The sequence below is a fragment of the Lentibacillus jeotgali genome (assembly GCF_000224785.1).
GTDB lineage: Bacteria > Bacillota > Bacilli > Bacillales > Amphibacillaceae > Lentibacillus > Lentibacillus jeotgali.
This window is the reverse complement of the sequence record NZ_AGAV01000007.1, coordinates 120,171-138,233: the sequence shown is the minus strand read 5'-3', so window position 1 is coordinate 138,233 and position 18,063 is coordinate 120,171. Positions and strand designations below refer to the sequence as shown.

Here is an 18,063-nt window from a genome sequence, read left to right as displayed (position 1 = left end):
TCTTTGTACCAGAGAGTATAAATCACTTCCGTCCCCTTTGCTTATTGTCAAGATTCAATAATAAATTATTAAAACACGGGAACCATAAAAATCGAGGTGATTGAATGAATAAGGAACAATTAAAACTTACCTCTGCTGAGATCGGTACATTGTGGGGGGAGTATGTAAACGGGACTGCGACTGATATTGTAAACAAGTATATGGTTTCCATTATAAAGGATGAAAAGATAAGGGCTGTTTTTGAAGATGCTATACAGACATTTGATAAACAAAAGAAACAGATATCTACATTCATTAAAAACGAGGGGTTCCCGATTCCCATCGGGTTTACTGAATCAGACCTTAATCGAGGAGCAAAAAGGTTATTTTCCGACATATTCTGTTTACACTATTTGCACATTATGACCTTACACGGTTTATTAGGGCATACAGCATCGCTTACCTCTTCTGTAAGAAAAGACCTAAGAGATTTTTATGATTCCTGTGATAATGATGGAAAGAGAATGTACCACCAAACGATTGAATTATTACTGGAAAAAGGGCATTTTCAAAGAACCCCTTACTTTTATCCTGATAACCACCCTGAATTCATCTCTGGACAACAATTTGTACAGACTTTTGGGGGTAACCGTCCATTAACCGCAACGGAAATCATTAGTCTTTCGTTTAATATCAAAAAGAAAATAATGGAAAAATCGCTTTCCATTGGATTCAGCCAAGTGACACAGTCAAAAGAGGTTAGAAAGTTTCTGAAATCTGCACAAGACACGTCAGATAACCAAATTCAATCATTGGCTAAATTATTAAAAAAGGATAACTTACCTGTGCCGATGTCTTGGGAATCTGAAGTCACTACATCACAGGATTCTCCTTTTTCAGATAAGTTGATGCTGTATCACATTGGATTTTTATTGCAAGCTTCACAAAATTATCATGGTGCAGGACTTGCATCTGCTATGCGGGCAGACCTCGTAACAACATATGAAAAAGTCATATTAAAGAACATCATGGTTACCAAAGAATGGTTCAATTTAATGACCAAAAATAAATGGCTTGAACAACCACCACTAGCTCCAAACAGAAAGGAAATAGCAAAAGATAAATAAATATAAAACACCTTTTATAAGAGGTGTTTTAATTTGAATTCCGATCGCTCTAAACCTTTTTCCAATTATAGGGTACTAACAGACATGTGATTAGCACCCCAAAAGCTTTGTTATTTCATGTTTTCACTCTATACGATACGCCTCTTCTGCAAATCACCGCATAGTAGCATGCTCCCCATGAATCTGCCGAACGATTTCTTTTTCTTTTTTCGGCGGATGGAGAAATAATGCCAAAATAAATGCGATAAACGCAAGAATCGTACTGCCCATAAACGCCCATTCAAATCCAACCACTTGTGCCAGTTTACCAGCTATTTCCGGTGACGTGTTTCCATCTGTTACGAAACTATTAGTGCCCATTGCAACAAGCGTAACAAGGATTGCTGTTCCAATTGATGCGGAAATTTGCTGCAGGGTATTAGCCATCGCTGACCCATGCGCATACCATTTTGGCGGAAGCTGGTTCAAAGCAGATGTCATCACCGGCATTAATGCAAACGATAGACCAAACATGCGAATCGCATAGATTGTCGTCAAGTAGGCAAATGATGTTTCCAGTGATAATCTGGTAAACATAAATGTCGTTACAGTGACGATACTGAGTCCGATAAGCGCAAGCCATTTAGCGCCAAACTTATCAAACAGCCGCCCGGTAATCGGTGACATAATTCCAATTACAATTGCACCCGGAAAGAGCATCATACCGGACTTCAACGGTGAGAATCCCAGCGCATTCTGCATAAACAGCGGCAGCAATGTTTCAGCCCCAATCAGTGAAATCAGAACCGTCATCGTGATAGCGATTGCCAGAGTAAAAATCCGGAATTGGAACACCTTAAATTCTAGCATCGGGGTGTCCAGGATAAGCTGCCGCCAGATGAATAAACCAATCACCACTAATCCAATGGTGATAGCACTGATAACGACAGTGCTCCCCCAGCCGCTCTCTGATGCAATACTGAATCCATACAGGAATGAACCGAATCCGACTGAAGACAAGACAATCGATAGTACGTCTATCTTTGGCTTTCGGAGGTCAGTCACATTACGCAGAAAAAGCGCCGCAACAGTAATGGTTACCGCTACAATTGGAAGAACCGTAATAAACAACGAACGCCATGAAAAATGTTCCAATAGCCAGCCTGACAATGTCGGTCCAATCGCCGGTCCAAATGCAATCACAATACCAATCATCCCCATTGCGGTACCACGGCGTTCAACCGAAATGACCGCCAGGAGCACCGTCATCAAAAGAGGCAGCATAATTCCGGATCCGGATGCCTGGACAACACGCCCTAACAGCAGTACCGGATATGTAGTGGCTATCGCCGCAATGGCGGTGCCTGCACCAAATAGGCCGATTGCAGTTATAAATAATCCCCGGGTTGTAAACCGGTCAATCAGAAATGCTGAAACAGGAATCATAATCCCATTTGTCATCAAGAATGCGGTTGTCATCCATTGTACTTCCCCCTGTGAGATGGAGAACGCATCCTGAATTGTCGGGAGCGCTGTTGCCAGTAATGTTTCATTGATGATACCCATAAACGCGCCCGTCAACAAGGCCGCTATCATCAATCCTTTTTGTTTTGGCGGCAAATCCCAGGAAGTTGCTGTATCACTCATGTTAAATCCCCTTTCCATACTTCCCATGATGTCATTATTTTGGTTATTCCAGTTTTTAAATAAGTACGCCGATGCAGTTGAGCAAGCAGTGCATCGACCAGAAATTCCCTTGGTTTTTCTTGCGTGAGTTCTTCGATTAATAAATCGATTGTTTGTAAATCTTTTTGCGAGTAGCGGGCACGGTCTGTGTTCATTTCTGTCCGCAATGTATGCAAGTCATTGCCGATGATTTCTAAGATGGAAGCTTCAGAATCAGCATTAGAGTATACCGGAAGCAACGGTGATATGGCCTCATCATTTTCCACGATCGCTTTTATACATTCAGCAATAAAATCGCCCAATCTGTCCAGAGGCAAAGCAGGCCCTTTCCAAATAATCTGCATTAAATAACTATGAAGGATTCCTTCCAGAACAAGCGTTAGATCATCCATATATTTCTTGGACTTCGAACCAAATGCATCCAATAACGCCTGTTTGTGCCATTGCTGATGTGTCTGCTGTATCCGATCAAGGAATTCAGGAATCGGTCCCTTTTCATACGGAGGGAATTCAGTTAATAAAGCAAGAAAGAACGACCTGTATTCGATTGATTTTTCGAGTTCAATCGTAATCTTTCGCTTTAGTATCATTAAAGGTGACTGGTTAAATTCTTCAGTAAACCGATCCGCTTCCCTGAACATCTCATCATAATACCGCTTCAGCAATTCCAGTATCATGTTTTCTTTTGAGTCAAAATGTTTATAAAAAGCACCTTTAGATATCCCGCACGCTTCCGTAATATCAGCCACAGAGACAGCGTGAATACCGCTTTTCTGAAAGAGCTGAATCGCAGCATCCAGAAGCTCTTCATGCCGTTGTGTCATTAAGATCCTCCTGTTTTTGACCAGTTAGTTACTGTTGGTAAATTTATAGTCACCAACACATAATAACATTTGGTATGCTATGAAACAATCGATTTGAAGAATTTAAGTAAAACTTCATTCAGGGGATTTCCCATCAGAAAAAACCGGGCCAATTACAGCCCGGTTTTTTGCCTATTATGAGTCCTATGTAAAGCACCATACCACATTTTTTGGGTACCTCGCTTTTCTCCCAACCGAAACTTTGTGTTGTTCGATCGCGCGACGGTGGCACAAAATCGCGCAACACTCTTCGGATTTCGCGCGAGGATAGCACGAGATCGCGCGGCACTCTCCAGATTTCGCGCGAAGGTAGCACGAGGTCGCGCGGCACTCTTCGGATTTCGCGCGAAGGTAGCACAAGATCGCGCAACACTCTCCAGATTTCGCGCGAGGATAGCACGGGATCGCGCGGCACTCTCCGGATTTCGCGCGAGGGTGGCACGAGGTCGCGCGGCACTCTCCGGATTTCGCGCGAGGATAGCACGAGATCGCGCGACGATTCCCCGTACTCACTTGTCCTTTTGTGCCTTTCGATCAAATTTATCCCGTATCGATTGAAATTTAGGTCTTTCGATTGAAAATTCAACGCCCTCGATTGAATTAAGCTCACTGCCGACTTCTTATCGCGTTAAAAACAACTCCAAAACATATAAGCTGCTTAAAATCCATTAAATCAGCTTATTGTATTTTTTTCGATTTTTCCATCTTTCATAACCAACTGGATTGTATCGTTGTCTGTCAGCGAATTAATGTCGTCAAGCGGGTTGCCTTTCGCAACAACAATATCTGCTAATTTGCCTGCCTCTAGTGTACCAACTTGATCATCCCAGCCGAGACATTCTGCGGCTGTTTTCGTTGTGGCCACAATCGTTTCCATCGGGCTCATGCCAGTGTCTGCCATTAAGCCAAGTTCACGCAAATTGGTACCATGTTTCATGACACCAGCATCCGTTCCCATTGCAATCTTGACACCTGCTTTATGAGCTTTAGCTATACTTTTTTTATGCTGCTCAATTACTTCTTTAGACTTTTGGACTGCTGATGCCGGCATGCCTTTTTCATCCGCTGTTTCCAGTACTGCTACTGGAGCAAGTAATGTCGGGACAAGATAAGTTCCGTTTTCAAGCATTAATTCAATCGCTTCATCATCCAGGAAAATACCATGTTCAATTGAATGTACTCCCGCTTTAACCGCGTTTTTGATTCCTTCTGCACCTTGAGCATGTGCCATAACTGTAGTCCCCTTGCGAAAGCGGCCCTCTTCAACAATGACTTTCAGCTCCTCTGGGGAAAATTGAGTAAATTCTGGGTGGTCGGTCGGGCTTAGGACGCCACCTGTTGCATGGACCTTAATCACCTCTGCACCGGCACGCAGCATTTCACGTGTTTTCTTGCGTACCTCTTCAACACCATCACAACGTCCATCCGGCATACCTCTGTGACCTGATGGCAATAGATCCATCACATCACCCGAAACCTGATAACCATCTCCATGACCTCCGGTGGTCGTTAACGCATTAATGCTTAGTTGCAGACGCGGCCCGCTAATCAATCCGTCCTGAACAGCTTTCTTCACGCCGCGATCCGTACCAAGCGCGTCTCGGACGGATGTGATCCCGGTGTTTAGCGTCGTTTCCAAATACTTAGCTGCCTGATAATACATATACGAAAATGGTGTCGTTAATTTTTCCGAAACTGGTGTATATTCCATCATCATGTGAACATGTGAATCAATCAGACCAGGCAGGATGGTTCCGCCTTCTGCATCGATAACCGTTTCATCACCTTTTTTATTATAGTCTTGTTCAGGACCAATATAAATCAAGCGGTTATTTTCAGTCACGACAACCGAATCTGTTTGTGGTTGGCCACCATTGCCATCTACCAATAATCCGTTTTTAATTAATGTTCTTGCCATCTTAATTCCTCCCCTCGTTAACTTACAATGTAAATGAATTCGAACGTTCCAGTGCTTTTGGTTTAAACAGGCTCCTCAGAAAATTTAATCAACACTATATCACTCCGAATCTTGCTTGTCTACTGTCATTATTTTACTATTTTCTGCAATGTCACGCTTTAAATTTAATGTACTCTTTTAAATAGTCGAAATGAGGTAGTGACTAAACATGCAAATAGTTAGAAAGGTAATCGATTTCAATAAATATTAATGTATCGTTTACAAGCTATCATTGTATTAACATAAATTGGCATAAGAAAATCGCCCACCACTCTTACTTTCTTTAAGCATATTTTATTAGCAGCATGGTACAAAGAGGTGAAAAAATGAATTCAAAAAATAACAACCGGCCAGGAAAATTTGATATTGATATGTCACCATTTCGGGGTCTGATGGGTCAGATGGACTCCTTTTTCAACCAATCGTTCAAACAGATGAATTCCGTTTTCAATATGCAGCCATTTTGGGTCGATGTAGACGAATACGATTCCGAAATAATCGTCACAGCGGAATTGCCGGGTTACAAACGCAATGAGATCGAGTTAGAGATGATTGCTCATCGTTTACGGATTGCTGCCCAAAGGAGTTCCACTCACGAGAAACAGCAAACGGAACGCACCATTACGCTTCCATTTCCGATACAGAAAGAAGAAACAAAAGCAACGTTCCATGATGGGCTGTTGAAAGTGACGATCCCTAAAACAGATCATGACCGGACATATATCGATATTGCCGATGAAAATGACTGATGTTTCCAAGTTACACTTTAGAAGCCGGCTCCAACAAATTGGATAACCGGCTTTTATCTGGACTCTTGATTGTAGTTATTTAGTACATTGTCCGTCATTACCCTTAACAACCTTTAAGCTAAAGCAAATAAGATCCCCTAATTATTAAACCGAGCATCTAAAAATTCGAAATCCAAGTCTATCCTCATATAACTTTGTGAGACGGTCATGTTCCAAGAGAATATCCATCGTTTCATCACTCATATTTTCAGACAGAGAAAAATCCGGTCCATCGTTCAAGTCCACGTTTTCAACCTGTTGTTTGAAACTATTTGAAATTATCTGCTGGAAACCCACTTCCTGAAACAAATCACGCCATTCGCTTTCTGACAATAATCGGGTAACGCCATAGAAATCAATTATGGGTTTCATGTCGTATTCCGGCAGCTTTTTTTCCATTACCATTTCAACCGCATAAAGAACCCCATCCGGTTTCAGTATTCTGTTCAATTCCGAAATTGACTGACGGATGTCGGTAAAAGCGATGACTGATTCGGACAGAGCTGTTTCAAATGAATCATCGGGAAAAGGCAAGTTTTCGATATTCCCCTGTCTGATTTTAACCGGAAGATCTCCGTCTGAGAACCTTCTCCGGGCCTTATCAAGCATTATGTTACTGTTATCAAGGGCAGTCACATGACACTGGAATTGTTCGGCGATATATGCAGCTGTTTGCCCTGTACCGCAGCCGGCATCGAGAACAGACATTTCTTCATCTATGTTTTCCCTTGATAGTATATTTTTCGTCAACTGAAGACCACCAGGATGCGCACCTCCGACTCCCATTAATGCCAATGCGTCGATATAGCTGTTATTTTCCATTTCTATTCCGCCTTTTCTGACTGCTACATTATTTTATGATGTGAAACACGAATAGGTACCTTCATTAGCCAATAGTAACAGGAAGAAATTAACACAACTGCTAGAGGATATGCATCGTTTCCCCTACACTCAATGGTACATGAGATGATATTTTGTGCTATTTAAGACATAGGTAGTTTGCTGTCCACACTATCTGTTCATTCGAGCATAGTATAGAATTATCCACGCTAAGGAGGTGCTTTTTAATGAGTGCAGGATATGCAGGAGGCGGCGGTGGATTCGCCCTGATTGTCGTATTGTTCATTCTCCTCATCATCGTTGGTACTGCCTACGCTGGTGGAGGCTTTGGTGGAGGCTTCGGCGGCTATTAAGCTTAAGAAGTCTTTTAATCGCAAGGCTTGTTTTTTCCATTTGAAATAACTTGAGGAAACAGAAGGCTTATGGAACAACTCCATAAGCCTTTTACTATTACTGGAATGATGGACAGTATTAATACAACATATACTTAAACATAATTCCATTCGTTTTAGGGAAACTAAACCCAGAAAAAATGAAGGAGTGTCATTTTAATGGGAATGTTCGAAGGAAAACCGCAAGAGGAGCCATTCCATTCAGGAGAGGTGTTCCATCTATGGTCATATTTATACAGTACAAAAGCGACTTTAGTAACCCTGCAGGTTTTAACGAATCATACAGGTGATCATGATTTACAAACCTTTTTGGAAGATCTTACAGAAAACAGTTTTACACAAGAGGAGCAGCAGGTTGAGGCGATTTTAAAAGAGACAGGTATTCGGCTTCCACCTGCCCCGCCGGACAGGCCTAATGTCGAAGTACAGGATATTCCCGCCGGAGCCCGTTTTAATGATGCGGAAATTGCTGGTCTGGTAAAAAACGAATTAACGTCCGGGCGGCTTTTGTGCAGCTATGTCATCGGTATTTCCATCCGGGGAGACATTGCCGAATTATTTAATGAATTCCATACGCAAAAATCGGAGTATGAAAGCAAACTATTAAACATTACAAAAGAAAAAGGCTGGTTAGTACCGCCTCCTCTGCATCACAGTAAAGTTAACGATGATTAATTTACGAATCGGCTTAAATTGTCACAGCTCCAGTCTGGAAGGACACAAATACAGCATGTGACGTCTATCTTCTTGTCACTAAAGAGAGAACAGCAATCAATTCGAAGCTGTTCTCTTTCCTATCTCTATAAAACTGTTCGTCACGCCTTATAGCTAATAAACCATATTGATATCATGGTAATACTTAAATTCCAGCAAATTATTGGCAGGATCGATCAGGAAAAATGTCATATGTTCCTCCCGTTTTCCTTCAAAACGGACCATCGGCTCTTTAAAAAATGGAAGCTTCTGGCTGGTTGCAAATTCCAGTGTCTGAACATACTCCTCTTTATCCAGAAACGTGATGCCAAAGTGACGCGGGTACATTTTCGGCTGCTCATCGACATCATCAGGACTCAAATGACATACCACCTGGTCACCAAAGAAATCAAACGTTACACGGTCATTATATCGTCTGGCAAGTTTGCAGCCTAATTTTTTATAAAATGCCACCGTCTCATCCAAATCTTTACAAGGTATTGCTAAATGAAACACTTTACTTGTTTTACGCATGTTATTCCTCCTCGAAGTTAATCAACCATTACAGATTAAATGTATCTGAACGCAATCCTAAACGCAGCGTTTCCACTGAAATGACGTCTGCTAAAGCGATATTGGCAAGGTTAACGTCCGAGCCGACATGCTGAATGAAAAATGTTTGCATTTTTTTAGTCGGCGCTTCAAATATAAGCTTTTCAAAAGGAATACCGGAATCGACAATTTGGTCGAAAATATCTAATCGAATACCGCCATTTTCCCGACACATTCCACTCGTACCACTTTCCCTCGCCTCGGTTATAACCTTCGCTGCCCCTGCTTCTAAATCCTCCTGAATATTTTCAACCCATTCAGAAGAGTTCTGCGCATTAGACATGACAGTATCTTTGTTTCCAACTTCACTAAACACGGTAAATTCACGCGAGAACATCTTGACAAAGTAACCCTTTTCCTTATTCGAAATAGGCATTGTTCCATTCGATATTTCAACATAGTTACAATGAAATCTTCTGCAGTAGTCGTAATATTCTTCTACCCGATCCCGGCTGAGAAACTTTTCGAACAATGTACCACCGAAGAAAAATTCAATTCCCTGATCCCGCAAACAAGCGATTTTTTGCCTTATATGACTTGTTATAAGTGATGTGCCCCAGCCGAACTTCACAAAGTCAATATAATCGCTTGCACTTTGAATTGTATCGATAAACAAATTTAAGGGCGATCCATTGTCAATTAAAATCGTTAATCCTTTTTCTCTCGGTTTCAGCTCCCTTGCAGGCAGAATCAATTCTGTCTCCGTCATACATGAACCCTCTCAATCATTGGTATTTCTGTATTCTTATTTACCTTCATGACAAAGTCAGTATCCAGTTCCCTGATACAATGAACAATATCTTCATGGATAAAAGCTGTGTTGGCCTCGTCCTCAAAAAATTTTTCAGCCGCATGTGAATGCTTGATTCTTTCTTTTACCTCCTGAGCTGAAATAGAATTGTCGTTTTCCAGTATACTTTTTATATAGGCCGCACAAGCCAGATCATCGTCCCCGCTTGGGTGGGAAGCAATGATACGGACAGTTTTTTTTCTTTTATACGGCATTCTCTCTCTAATAAATTCCGCTGTCCGTCTCGCATTCGTAAAACCTGTAACAAATACATGATCGGATGACAAGCTGTTTAAGGCTGCCTGCACCCCGTTCGTCGTTTTTTGGACAAGTGTTTTTCCACTGAGATTGTATTGCTGGAGATGGTATGGCGAATTGCCGAAATCGAACCCTTTAACCGCTAAACCATCTGTCTCCCCTGCCAAAAGATATTCCGGATTTTCTTTCTTTATCGAAAATGCCTGATTGGCTGTCTTTACAAGGAAAACGCGTCTTGCGCCTTGCAGAAAAGCATAGTGCGCGACGGTAAATGCCCGAATAACATCAATTACAATCGTAATATCTGCAGCCGCCTGCGGGGATGTTCTACCTTGATGGATAGCAATTTGCATGACTTATTCTCCTTATCTTAATGGTGTTATATTGACAGGCTTCACAATGCCACATCAGTTAACTGGGCCCACAACTTACAAAAAGTATATTCGCCTGAGCAGTATCTGTTACTGTCTTTTTAGAAATTTCCAAAGTTGGACCGGTTCGCTTTAACAATCGCCGAGCCCATTGAAAAGTAGCTTAAAAAGCATACCAACGCTTGATTGGTACACTTTTTAGATCATTACATTTCAGCTTATGCCATCAGTGCTGCAGGAAGTCCTTCATGCTCTGCCAGCGTTCAGACATGAATTTCTCCGATTCGCCTGTATTGCCATTGATAAAAAACGTCTCATTGACCAGCCCGCTAAGGATCGCGACCTTCCACAGCGGCAGATACACCAGGAAAAGTTCCCTGATCTCATGTCTCGGCTTTTTCAAAATATAGGAGGGGTTCATCTGCTTTTCCTGGACATTTATCACATACCGTTCAGCATCTTCCTTGTCAGCTATATTAGATTCTATAAGAGAACTATGGCCGATTTCCTGGTCATGAATCGGCGGGACTTTGGAAAATACACCCCGATATCCTGATACAGCATCAACAAAGATTATATTTGGCTGGATTCGCGGTGGAAATGGCGGACGATCCGCAACAACCAATGTTTTGGCAAGCCAGAATGGATGATAGATTAACTCACACGTTTTTGCATTCTGGCGCAGGTAATGTTCATTTATTGAGCTGTTAACCCTGGCCTTCATACCGGCAGCTTTATAGATATACTTATATAATGCATTTTCCGAAACTATAACGTCATCTCCAATGACTTTGATGGTTCCTTCATTCGTTTGCACGCCTGCATCATCCTATCTATTTTCCAAATGTGTATGATAATAATCCACCTTCGCCTGAGTCTCCTGTGATGGCGGCTCAGTCATCAAACTGACGACGATCATCAGCAATAATGATATCGGTGCAGCAATAATCGGTTCAGCATTGGTCGGGAGCCATCGTCCGATTATCAGGATAAGAAATACGATCGAGCCGCCAAGCATACCAGTTAAAGCACCAAGCATATTGGCACGCTTCCACCATATACCAAGAACAATCGGGAATCCGAAAGCCGACAGCAGGAACCCGCCGACCCAGCCGACCATGACAGCAATCAGTCCCGGCGGATCAATCGCAATCAGAATACCAACTATACTTGCGGCGATCATGACAATAAGACCCAGCCCAGTTACGAACCGTTCACTGGCTTTTGGATTAATATGTTCCTTGTAAATATCGTGCGCGATGCCGGCTGAGATTGCCAAGAGCATAGCATCAGCAGACGACATAATCGCTGCCATCAGTCCGGCAAGCATGATACCGCCAAGAATCGCAGGAAGGTACTGCTCAATTACCGACACGAAAATCATATCCGTATTATCCAGTGACTCAACAATGCCCATACTTGCTCCAGCCGCCGTAACAAAAAATCCGGCAATAAATAATGTTAAATAAAGCAAACAAGCCCACATGGCAGAATGCCGGGCCGTTCTCGCATCACGCGATGCAAAATTACGCATGACAACCGAGGGTGAAATGATACCAAACCACAAAAATGCAATGAACAACCCAAAATAAGACATCCATGGCTGTGTAATGTCACCAAACGCCGGATCAACCGCCATAGCATCGTTGATCAGTGACACAACACCATTGTGATCAACCATGATAAATAAAGCCAAAATGACAATTCCGATAAGCATGCTTGAGCCCTGAATAAGGTCTGTATAGGTGATGGCCCACATACCACCAAGCGCAGCATAGAGGGTAAAGCCTAATCCTAAAACGACAACAGCGGTCTTATAATCAATGCCCAATACGTGGGAACCAATCAAACCTGAAGCCGTCAGCTGCGGTACCATGTAAAACGTCATGCCAATCACGACGACAGCAGCTGAAACGATTTGTACAGGTTTACCGAAACGCTGATTAAAAAATTCAGGAAGCGTTTTCACACCAGCTCTGCGAATTTGACCGGACACCAGAAACATCGAAAACGGAAGAATTGCGATAACACCAAACGCATATGTGAAAAAGTACGGTACTCCCAACGCGACCCCTGACCCGACTGCCCCCATCAGGGAACTGGAACTTGCCACTGCTGCAAAAATCGCAAACGCTCCGATAAACGTATTAATACTCTGTCCTGCTGTAAAATAATCGTTTTCCGAACGCCTTGCGCGTCTATAAAAATAAATCCCCATAAGTGTCATAGCGATTAGATAGATCAGCAAAATAATCGACTCAGTTACCTGCATGCCTTACATCCCCTCCCCCTTAAAACAAATTCATTCATCGCCTGCTCTCTATCTTTTCAATCCACACACTATAAATAATTGCCAGCAGAAACCAAAAAAACAATCCAGCAAACATTAGCCAGGCAACCAGTGAAATCTCGAGCATATAAATGTCTGTCGGCCACCAGATGAAGACAATCGCTGCATAAACAATCAGGACAATCGTCAAAATGAATCCCGGGTCCCGGAATTTGGATCGTGATGTCAATGAAATCCCCCCCTGTACCCATTTTTGGATTATATGAAATTTAAATAAAAATCATGAGTAATATCGAATTTAAATAATTTGCAATTAACCGACAAGTCATAAACAGAAAAAAGCACTTGCAGGACAAAAGTGCTTTTATCACTCTTTAAGGAAAGGATTAATGGTGTCAATTAGATTCTGGAGTTCAATAGATTGATTGTAATACATTTGCTTTGCAGTTTTATCGTCCGTTTGAATCGCCAAACTCTCCAACTCAGCCTGTATCTTACGCAGCTGTGACGCAAGTTGTGGTTTTTGTTTGACTTGCTGTGTCTTCTTTGTTTCATCATACAAATCAGCATAAACATTGCCTTTTGTATCAATTTGTCCCAAAAAAACATCTTTAAAACCACTACCCCCTTGCTTCATGACTTCACCGAGGAGCCATTCCTCAGAATAACCAAGGTATTTTAAACGCTTTGATAATAATACGCCGTCAACAATAATGAGTGATGGCTCATGCTCCGATTCCACCGACAGATTAATATCTTTCGGTGTCAGCGGGTTATATTCTGTCTTCTTCATCACACTTATTGTGCCACTAGTCTCCAGGACAGCCGTCTCAACATCGGATAATTTAAAAACATTTTTTTCTCTTAATCCCATCATCAGATCATCAAACGTTAAATTCGCTTTCGATAAATTCTTTTCCAGGACATTGCCATTTCTCATCAACATAAGCGGGCTTCCCTCAACCAATTTCCTGAATTTCAGGGAACGCATCGCCCCTTTTGCAATAAGGATTGTCATGATGGTAAATATTGTTACCCCTATCACAGCATCAATTGGCTGTAATGTCGTGTCAATAGCCATTGCGGCCGCCATATTTCCAATCGTAATGCCTGTAATATAATCGAAAAAAGTCAGCTGGGCAAGTTGTTTCTTTCCCAAAATCCTCGCCATCAACAGGATGAAAAAGAAAGAAAATAAGGTCCGGACAGCAATGACCATATATTCCGGCATATATATCCTCCATTCAAAAGAATCATTTATATCTTTTTTTATTGTGGTTAAGTTAGGAAGAAAGATACTGCAGGAAGAGTGATTATCAATCTCCCGGGATAAAATCTGCAATAAAAGAAAACATAATGATTAGAAATGGAGGGATAACCTAATGGATAAAAAGAAACGAAAGGAAACAACAGACCGCCATGTAACAGCACCAGGCATTGATCCGGATGATTCTTTTGGTGAACCGGCAACCGAAGAAGACATTGAAAACGGCGAATCCACCAGGGTGACCAGAATGACATATGATGAGTATGATCCAAGCGAGAAATGATTAAGAAAGTAGGTACAATCAATGGAAACTTCTGAAGTACTGCTCCGAATTCTCATCTCTTTTTTTCTGCTTTTTTTATTAGCAAGAATTATGGGCAGAAAAGAAATCAGTCAAATGACATTCTTTAATTTTGTTTCTGCAATTGCGATTGGCTCGCTCTCAGCAAATTTTGCTCTTAGTCAGGATATAAGTATTCGCAATGGTATTCTGGCAATCGTGGGATGGGCCATATTTACACTGTTAATGGGATTTATTGACATAAAATCAAAAAAAGCACGAAAACTGACAACTGGGGATCCATTAATTGTCATTAAAAATGGAAAGATTATGGATGATTCTCTGCGAAGTGCCCGACTGGATATCGATTCTTTGAACGCATTACTAAGACAAAAGAATGTATTTGCGATATCTGACGTTGACTATGCCATATTTGAGACAAGCGGAAAACTTTCTGTCATGAAAAAAGAAACCAAACAATCCGTTACAAAAGGTGACATGAATCTGGCAGGAACACCTAATATACATCCCATTGGAACGGAAATAATAGCTGATGGAAAAGTTAACACAAGGAATCTTTCTGCATTAAACCTGGACATGAACTGGCTCGAGCAGCAAATGGATCAAGCCGGTATTAAAACATTTTCACAGGTCTTTTATGCACAGATCCAGCCGGATGGAACGCTTTATATTGATAAAAAAGATGATATCGTACAATAGTACTTCAGATCAAATACAAAAACGTGCATCGACTGATATCAATGCACGTTTTTGTATTGCCTTGTCATTCAGATTCATGGTTACACAGCAATGAGTCTTCATGCGGGTGTTCTTCACTTTCCATCTGAACGGTGACATGGCCGATACCTTTTTGCTCCAACTCCTGCTCAATCGTCCGCAGCAGTTGTTGGCTTTCATGTATCGATAACCCCCCGTCAACTACCGCATGGCAGGAAAGCGCATTTTGTCCGCTTGTAATACTCCATACATGCAGATCGTGTAAATTGATTATCTCCGGGATATTCTCGATTGTATGGATAATCTCATCCATGTCGACATTTTTAGGAGTACCTTCCATCAGTACGTGAACGGCGTCTTTGGTGACGCGCCAGCCGCTGACCAATACAAGTATCGCAACAATGACACTTGCCAGCGGATCAGCCCAGCCCCAATCGAAAAACATAATGAGCAAGGCTGCTGTAATGGCACCAATAGAACCCAGCAAGTCACCTAATACATGTAGAAAAGCTGCTCTCAGATTCAGATTTTCCTCTGTATCACCACGCATTAAAATCCATGTAACGGCGATATTCACAATTAAACCAATGATGGCGATCGTTAACATGCCGGTCGATGCAACTTCAGGCGGCGCCGCAAAACGCTGATAAGCTTCATAGAAAATGTATAGTGAGATTAAAATGAGCGTGACCCCATTAAATACAGCCGCCAATATTTCAAATCGTTTATAGCCATACGTATTTCGATAATTGGCCACTTTTTCACTAAATATGAAAGCCAAAAAGCCAACACCAAGTGATATTGAATCGCTTAACATATGCCCCGCATCTGACAGTAAAGCTAGGCTATTGGTCAAGAAGCCGCCGACTGCTTCAATAACCATGTATATTGTAATAATGATAAAACTGATCATTAACGCCTTTTTGTTGGCACCGTGTGTATGATCATGACTGTGATCGTGTCCCATGTGAATACCTCCCCATCGAACTGGTCCAGAAATCGCGCGACGGTACTCCGGTTTCGCGCGGCACGGACCTAAATTCGCGCAACAGGGCCTCGATTTCGCGCAACGACAAATGATTTTCGCGCGACCCGCACGTTAACCGGCACAACACCCCTAGATATCCCTGCTAAATAAAATTGCTAACTGTGATGAGCGTGATCGATTGTTTGTTTCAACAAGTTCATCACATGTTCATCGTCATGTGAGTAATACAATGTTGTTCCTTCCCTGCGGTTTTTAACGAGCCGCAAATTTTTCAGAAACCGTAATTGATGTGATACGGTTGATTGTCTGAGATGCAGATTCTCGGCAATCTGATTAACCGAATATTCATGCTGGAAAAGCAGATGGAGAATTCGGATTCTTGTTGGATCTCCCAGTGCTTTAAATGTCTGTGATACAACAAACAATGTTTCTTCATCCAGGTCTTCATATGAATTGGTTCCCTGGTTTTCATCCATTAGAATTCCCTCACCTTTAATATTAAATTCCCGTGTTCTTCAATTTGTAACACACATCTGTTATGTGCTTATATTAGCATATGTTCATATTATAAAAATGATTATCTGATTTGTCAAATTCACAAGGTGAAACATATACAATGTTACGATAGGTTTAGAAACGGTTAATCCTCCCGTCTTGTATCCGTAAAACTGATTAAAAGACGCATTCCATATGTTAGGAATGCGTCGCTCAGTGCGATAACTATGATTGATATAAAGCGTTTGAAAGCAGGCATAACAATTTCAAACAGAAATGGGATGATTTCCAACAAATAAACCTGTGGAGTAGGTTAAATCTAATGTTGTATGTCTTCAGAATCGCTGATCTGTCTACTGTCCCGGTCCCACTTAAATATGTTTTCCAGCAGGAGGGCAAGTATAATGCCTACTAACAATCCGCTGCTGAGAAGCGGGCGGACAGTACCGGGAATTGTTTCAAAATAAGATGGCGGCAGTGTCATGATAATAATGCCGACAAACAACGGAATTGCCGACCGATATACATTAAGGGAAGTAAATTCCACTTCCTGAAAAAAGTTCCAGGATGAGTTAAGTAATTGCAAATAAGATACGAATAAAACAGCACTGCCGATACTTAATGGCAATAAGGAGAAAAAGTGTCCAATTGGCGGAATTATACCCATTACAAAAAACATCAATCCACCTATAATGAATGGAACACGTTTAATAATGCCTGTCTGATTCAAAAAGCCAATGGAAGAGACATATGGCGCATATGGAACAAGACCAAGCACACCGGCAAGGCTTGTAAAGATTCCCGTGATCGTAAACGATGCACGATACTGACCATTTGTCGTTTCCTTTTGATACATATTATCTGTTCCTTTTAATGCTCCAAATGTATTCGCTGTATTAAGCAGACCAGCAAGTATTGCCGTTATGATAACCCCGGTATTCCATACTGGTTCACCCAGCGGGAAGAATGCGAATCCGGACGACGCTGTCTGTTCAACGGTTGCTTGTCCTCCAAACGTTAAATTATAGGCAATCCAGCCAATCACAATACCAATCAATAGTGCATAACGGCGAATATTGGGTGGAGCTTTAATGCTGATGACAATGACAATAATTGCTATAATAATCGACAACAGCGATACGGATAAATCAATCGTTGCGGAATCCGCATCATTTCCAAAAGGTATCCCAAGCATTCCCTTTAAAAATATGCCGATCAGTTTAACACCAAATAAAAACATAAATACGCCCATCACAGCCGGATTAAACAGCTTGGCAAGAATCGGCCCCAAACCAGTTAATCCAATGGTAATGGTCAATAAGCCGGACAGTATGACCCCAATGGCAAGGCTGCCACCCAGTACCGCTAAAGGCATATCCTGGGCGACGGCAATGCTGGAAAGTGTCAATATGACGCCCCACCACAAACCGGATTGGCCTTCCATAATCGCTCGCTGATGTCCAATAAGTGCCTGCACCATACATGCAATCCCCGTCACAATAAATGACAGCTGCAGGATGCTTGCTATACTCCCCTGCGACAATCCAAATGCCGCTCCGACTGTGATCGGAATAACAACTGTGTTCGTGAAAATGAAAAAAAGCCATTGCAAGCCGGATAACCAACTGCTTGACTTCCAGAATTCGTTCATTTTACTCTTCTCCTTCTCC

At 41.9% G+C, this 18,063-nt stretch carries 20 protein-coding genes; 6 read left to right on the top strand and 14 right to left on the bottom strand.

Annotation, left to right across the window (positions count from 1 at the left end; genetic code table 11):
- Positions 1-104 precede the first annotated feature (104 nt).
- A complete protein-coding gene (locus tag ON01_RS07050) occupies positions 105-1,106 on the top strand; it encodes a DUF3231 family protein (protein ID WP_010530319.1) in 1,002 nt (333 codons plus the stop codon).
- A 153-nt stretch (positions 1,107-1,259) separates the two neighbouring features.
- Here the strand turns inward: ON01_RS07050 and ON01_RS07045 are convergent, their stop codons facing one another.
- The 3 genes from ON01_RS07045 to ON01_RS07035 all read right to left on the bottom strand — a co-directional run bounded on the left by ON01_RS07045 (position 1,260) and on the right by ON01_RS07035 (position 5,552).
- On the bottom strand, positions 1,260-2,732 hold the full coding sequence (locus ON01_RS07045; RefSeq protein WP_010530318.1) for an MDR family MFS transporter: 1,473 nt from the start codon (positions 2,730-2,732) through the stop codon (positions 1,260-1,262).
- Positions 2,729-3,595, bottom strand: a complete 867-nt coding sequence (locus ON01_RS07040) for a TetR/AcrR family transcriptional regulator (protein WP_010530317.1) — start codon at positions 3,593-3,595, stop codon at positions 2,729-2,731. Before ON01_RS07040 ends, ON01_RS07045 begins: the two co-directional genes overlap by 4 nt.
- 712 nt (positions 3,596-4,307) lie before the next feature.
- Positions 4,308-5,552 carry a metal-dependent hydrolase family protein gene (locus tag ON01_RS07035; RefSeq protein WP_010530316.1) on the bottom strand — a complete coding sequence of 415 codons (1,245 nt, stop codon included), beginning with the start codon at positions 5,550-5,552 and terminating at the stop codon, positions 4,308-4,310.
- A gap of 365 nt (positions 5,553-5,917) precedes the next feature.
- Here ON01_RS07035 and ON01_RS07030 point away from each other — a divergent pair, with 365 nt between their 5' ends.
- Positions 5,918-6,340 (top strand): Hsp20/alpha crystallin family protein, encoded by a 423-nt coding sequence (locus tag ON01_RS07030; RefSeq protein ID WP_010530315.1) that lies wholly within the window; start codon positions 5,918-5,920, stop codon positions 6,338-6,340.
- 144 nt (positions 6,341-6,484) lie between these two features.
- Here ON01_RS07030 and ON01_RS07025 read toward each other — a convergent pair whose 3' ends face one another.
- On the bottom strand, positions 6,485-7,201 hold the full coding sequence (locus ON01_RS07025; protein WP_010530314.1) for a class I SAM-dependent methyltransferase: 717 nt from the start codon (positions 7,199-7,201) through the stop codon (positions 6,485-6,487).
- A 245-nt stretch (positions 7,202-7,446) separates the two neighbouring features.
- Between ON01_RS07025 and ON01_RS18870 the strand changes: the two genes are divergently transcribed.
- Together ON01_RS18870 and ON01_RS07020 are read left to right on the top strand one after the other, a co-directional pair.
- The gene (locus ON01_RS18870) at positions 7,447-7,572 is read left to right on the top strand and encodes a YjcZ family sporulation protein (protein WP_083838362.1); all 126 of its coding nucleotides are present in this window, start codon (positions 7,447-7,449) and stop codon (positions 7,570-7,572) included.
- A 198-nt stretch (positions 7,573-7,770) separates the two neighbouring features.
- The gene (locus ON01_RS07020; protein ID WP_010530313.1) at positions 7,771-8,286 is read left to right on the top strand and encodes a DUF3231 family protein; all 516 of its coding nucleotides are present in this window, start codon (positions 7,771-7,773) and stop codon (positions 8,284-8,286) included.
- 153 nt (positions 8,287-8,439) lie between these two features.
- On the opposite strand, the gene ON01_RS07015 is transcribed toward ON01_RS07020, so the two are convergent.
- The 7 genes from ON01_RS07015 to ON01_RS06985 form a co-directional block, all read right to left on the bottom strand.
- The gene (locus ON01_RS07015) at positions 8,440-8,838 is read right to left on the bottom strand and encodes a VOC family protein (protein ID WP_010530312.1); all 399 of its coding nucleotides are present in this window, start codon (positions 8,836-8,838) and stop codon (positions 8,440-8,442) included.
- Positions 8,839-8,866: 28 nt separating this feature from the next.
- Positions 8,867-9,625, bottom strand: coding sequence for a phosphosulfolactate synthase (locus ON01_RS07010; protein WP_010530311.1), 759 nt, complete (start codon positions 9,623-9,625; stop codon positions 8,867-8,869).
- Positions 9,622-10,317: a 2-phosphosulfolactate phosphatase gene (locus ON01_RS07005; protein ID WP_010530310.1), complete on the bottom strand. Its 696-nt coding sequence runs from the start codon at positions 10,315-10,317 to the stop codon at positions 9,622-9,624. The genes ON01_RS07010 and ON01_RS07005 overlap by 4 nt, the downstream gene beginning before the upstream one ends.
- Positions 10,318-10,561: 244 nt before the next feature.
- Positions 10,562-11,152, bottom strand: coding sequence for a hypothetical protein (locus ON01_RS07000; RefSeq protein ID WP_010530309.1), 591 nt, complete (start codon positions 11,150-11,152; stop codon positions 10,562-10,564).
- 12 nt (positions 11,153-11,164) lie between these two features.
- On the bottom strand, positions 11,165-12,607 hold the full coding sequence (locus ON01_RS06995; protein ID WP_010530308.1) for a sodium:solute symporter family protein: 1,443 nt from the start codon (positions 12,605-12,607) through the stop codon (positions 11,165-11,167).
- 34 nt (positions 12,608-12,641) lie between these two features.
- Positions 12,642-12,854 (bottom strand): hypothetical protein, encoded by a 213-nt coding sequence (locus tag ON01_RS06990; protein WP_010530307.1) that lies wholly within the window; start codon positions 12,852-12,854, stop codon positions 12,642-12,644.
- Positions 12,855-12,992: 138 nt separating this feature from the next.
- Entirely contained in the window at positions 12,993-13,856 is an 864-nt protein-coding gene (locus ON01_RS06985; protein ID WP_010530306.1) for a DUF421 domain-containing protein, read from the bottom strand.
- Positions 13,857-14,007: 151 nt separating this feature from the next.
- On the opposite strand from ON01_RS06985, the gene ON01_RS19485 reads away from it, so the two are divergent.
- Both ON01_RS19485 and ON01_RS06980 read left to right on the top strand, forming a co-directional pair.
- Positions 14,008-14,175: a hypothetical protein gene (locus tag ON01_RS19485; protein ID WP_010530305.1), complete on the top strand. Its 168-nt coding sequence runs from the start codon at positions 14,008-14,010 to the stop codon at positions 14,173-14,175.
- A 21-nt stretch (positions 14,176-14,196) separates the two neighbouring features.
- Positions 14,197-14,892, top strand: coding sequence for a YetF domain-containing protein (locus ON01_RS06980; RefSeq protein WP_010530304.1), 696 nt, complete (start codon positions 14,197-14,199; stop codon positions 14,890-14,892).
- A gap of 64 nt (positions 14,893-14,956) precedes the next feature.
- Here ON01_RS06980 and ON01_RS06975 read toward each other — a convergent pair whose 3' ends face one another.
- From ON01_RS06975 to ON01_RS06965, 3 genes are all read right to left on the bottom strand, one after another.
- Positions 14,957-15,877, bottom strand: coding sequence for a cation diffusion facilitator family transporter (locus ON01_RS06975; protein ID WP_010530303.1), 921 nt, complete (start codon positions 15,875-15,877; stop codon positions 14,957-14,959).
- A gap of 176 nt (positions 15,878-16,053) precedes the next feature.
- Positions 16,054-16,374 (bottom strand): ArsR/SmtB family transcription factor, encoded by a 321-nt coding sequence (locus ON01_RS06970; RefSeq protein WP_010530302.1) that lies wholly within the window; start codon positions 16,372-16,374, stop codon positions 16,054-16,056.
- A gap of 338 nt (positions 16,375-16,712) precedes the next feature.
- Positions 16,713-18,044: a uracil/xanthine transporter gene (locus ON01_RS06965; protein ID WP_010530301.1), complete on the bottom strand. Its 1,332-nt coding sequence runs from the start codon at positions 18,042-18,044 to the stop codon at positions 16,713-16,715.
- Between the last annotated feature and the right edge of the window lie 19 nt (positions 18,045-18,063).

Bases quoted from the DNA above. Each gene is read 5' to 3' on its own strand.
- ON01_RS07050 (WP_010530319.1), top strand. From the start codon at position 105: ATGAATAAGGAACAATTAAAACTTACCTCTGCTGAGATCGGTACATTG.
- ON01_RS07045 (WP_010530318.1), bottom strand. From the start codon at position 2,732: ATGAGTGATACAGCAACTTCCTGGGATTTGCCGCCAAAACAAAAAGGA.
- ON01_RS07040 (WP_010530317.1), bottom strand. From the start codon at position 3,595: ATGACACAACGGCATGAAGAGCTTCTGGATGCTGCGATTCAGCTCTTT.
- ON01_RS07035 (WP_010530316.1), bottom strand. From the start codon at position 5,552: ATGGCAAGAACATTAATTAAAAACGGATTATTGGTAGATGGCAATGGT.
- ON01_RS07030 (WP_010530315.1), top strand. From the start codon at position 5,918: ATGAATTCAAAAAATAACAACCGGCCAGGAAAATTTGATATTGATATG.
- ON01_RS07025 (WP_010530314.1), bottom strand. From the start codon at position 7,201: ATGGAAAATAACAGCTATATCGACGCATTGGCATTAATGGGAGTCGGA.
- ON01_RS18870 (WP_083838362.1), top strand. From the start codon at position 7,447: ATGAGTGCAGGATATGCAGGAGGCGGCGGTGGATTCGCCCTGATTGTC.
- ON01_RS07020 (WP_010530313.1), top strand. From the start codon at position 7,771: ATGGGAATGTTCGAAGGAAAACCGCAAGAGGAGCCATTCCATTCAGGA.
- ON01_RS07015 (WP_010530312.1), bottom strand. From the start codon at position 8,838: ATGCGTAAAACAAGTAAAGTGTTTCATTTAGCAATACCTTGTAAAGAT.
- ON01_RS07010 (WP_010530311.1), bottom strand. From the start codon at position 9,625: ATGACGGAGACAGAATTGATTCTGCCTGCAAGGGAGCTGAAACCGAGA.
- ON01_RS07005 (WP_010530310.1), bottom strand. From the start codon at position 10,317: ATGCAAATTGCTATCCATCAAGGTAGAACATCCCCGCAGGCGGCTGCA.
- ON01_RS06995 (WP_010530308.1), bottom strand. From the start codon at position 12,607: ATGCAGGTAACTGAGTCGATTATTTTGCTGATCTATCTAATCGCTATG.
- ON01_RS06985 (WP_010530306.1), bottom strand. From the start codon at position 13,856: ATGCCGGAATATATGGTCATTGCTGTCCGGACCTTATTTTCTTTCTTT.
- ON01_RS19485 (WP_010530305.1), top strand. From the start codon at position 14,008: ATGGATAAAAAGAAACGAAAGGAAACAACAGACCGCCATGTAACAGCA.
- ON01_RS06980 (WP_010530304.1), top strand. From the start codon at position 14,197: ATGGAAACTTCTGAAGTACTGCTCCGAATTCTCATCTCTTTTTTTCTG.
- ON01_RS06975 (WP_010530303.1), bottom strand. From the start codon at position 15,877: ATGGGACACGATCACAGTCATGATCATACACACGGTGCCAACAAAAAG.
- ON01_RS06970 (WP_010530302.1), bottom strand. From the start codon at position 16,374: ATGGATGAAAACCAGGGAACCAATTCATATGAAGACCTGGATGAAGAA.
- ON01_RS06965 (WP_010530301.1), bottom strand. From the start codon at position 18,044: ATGAACGAATTCTGGAAGTCAAGCAGTTGGTTATCCGGCTTGCAATGG.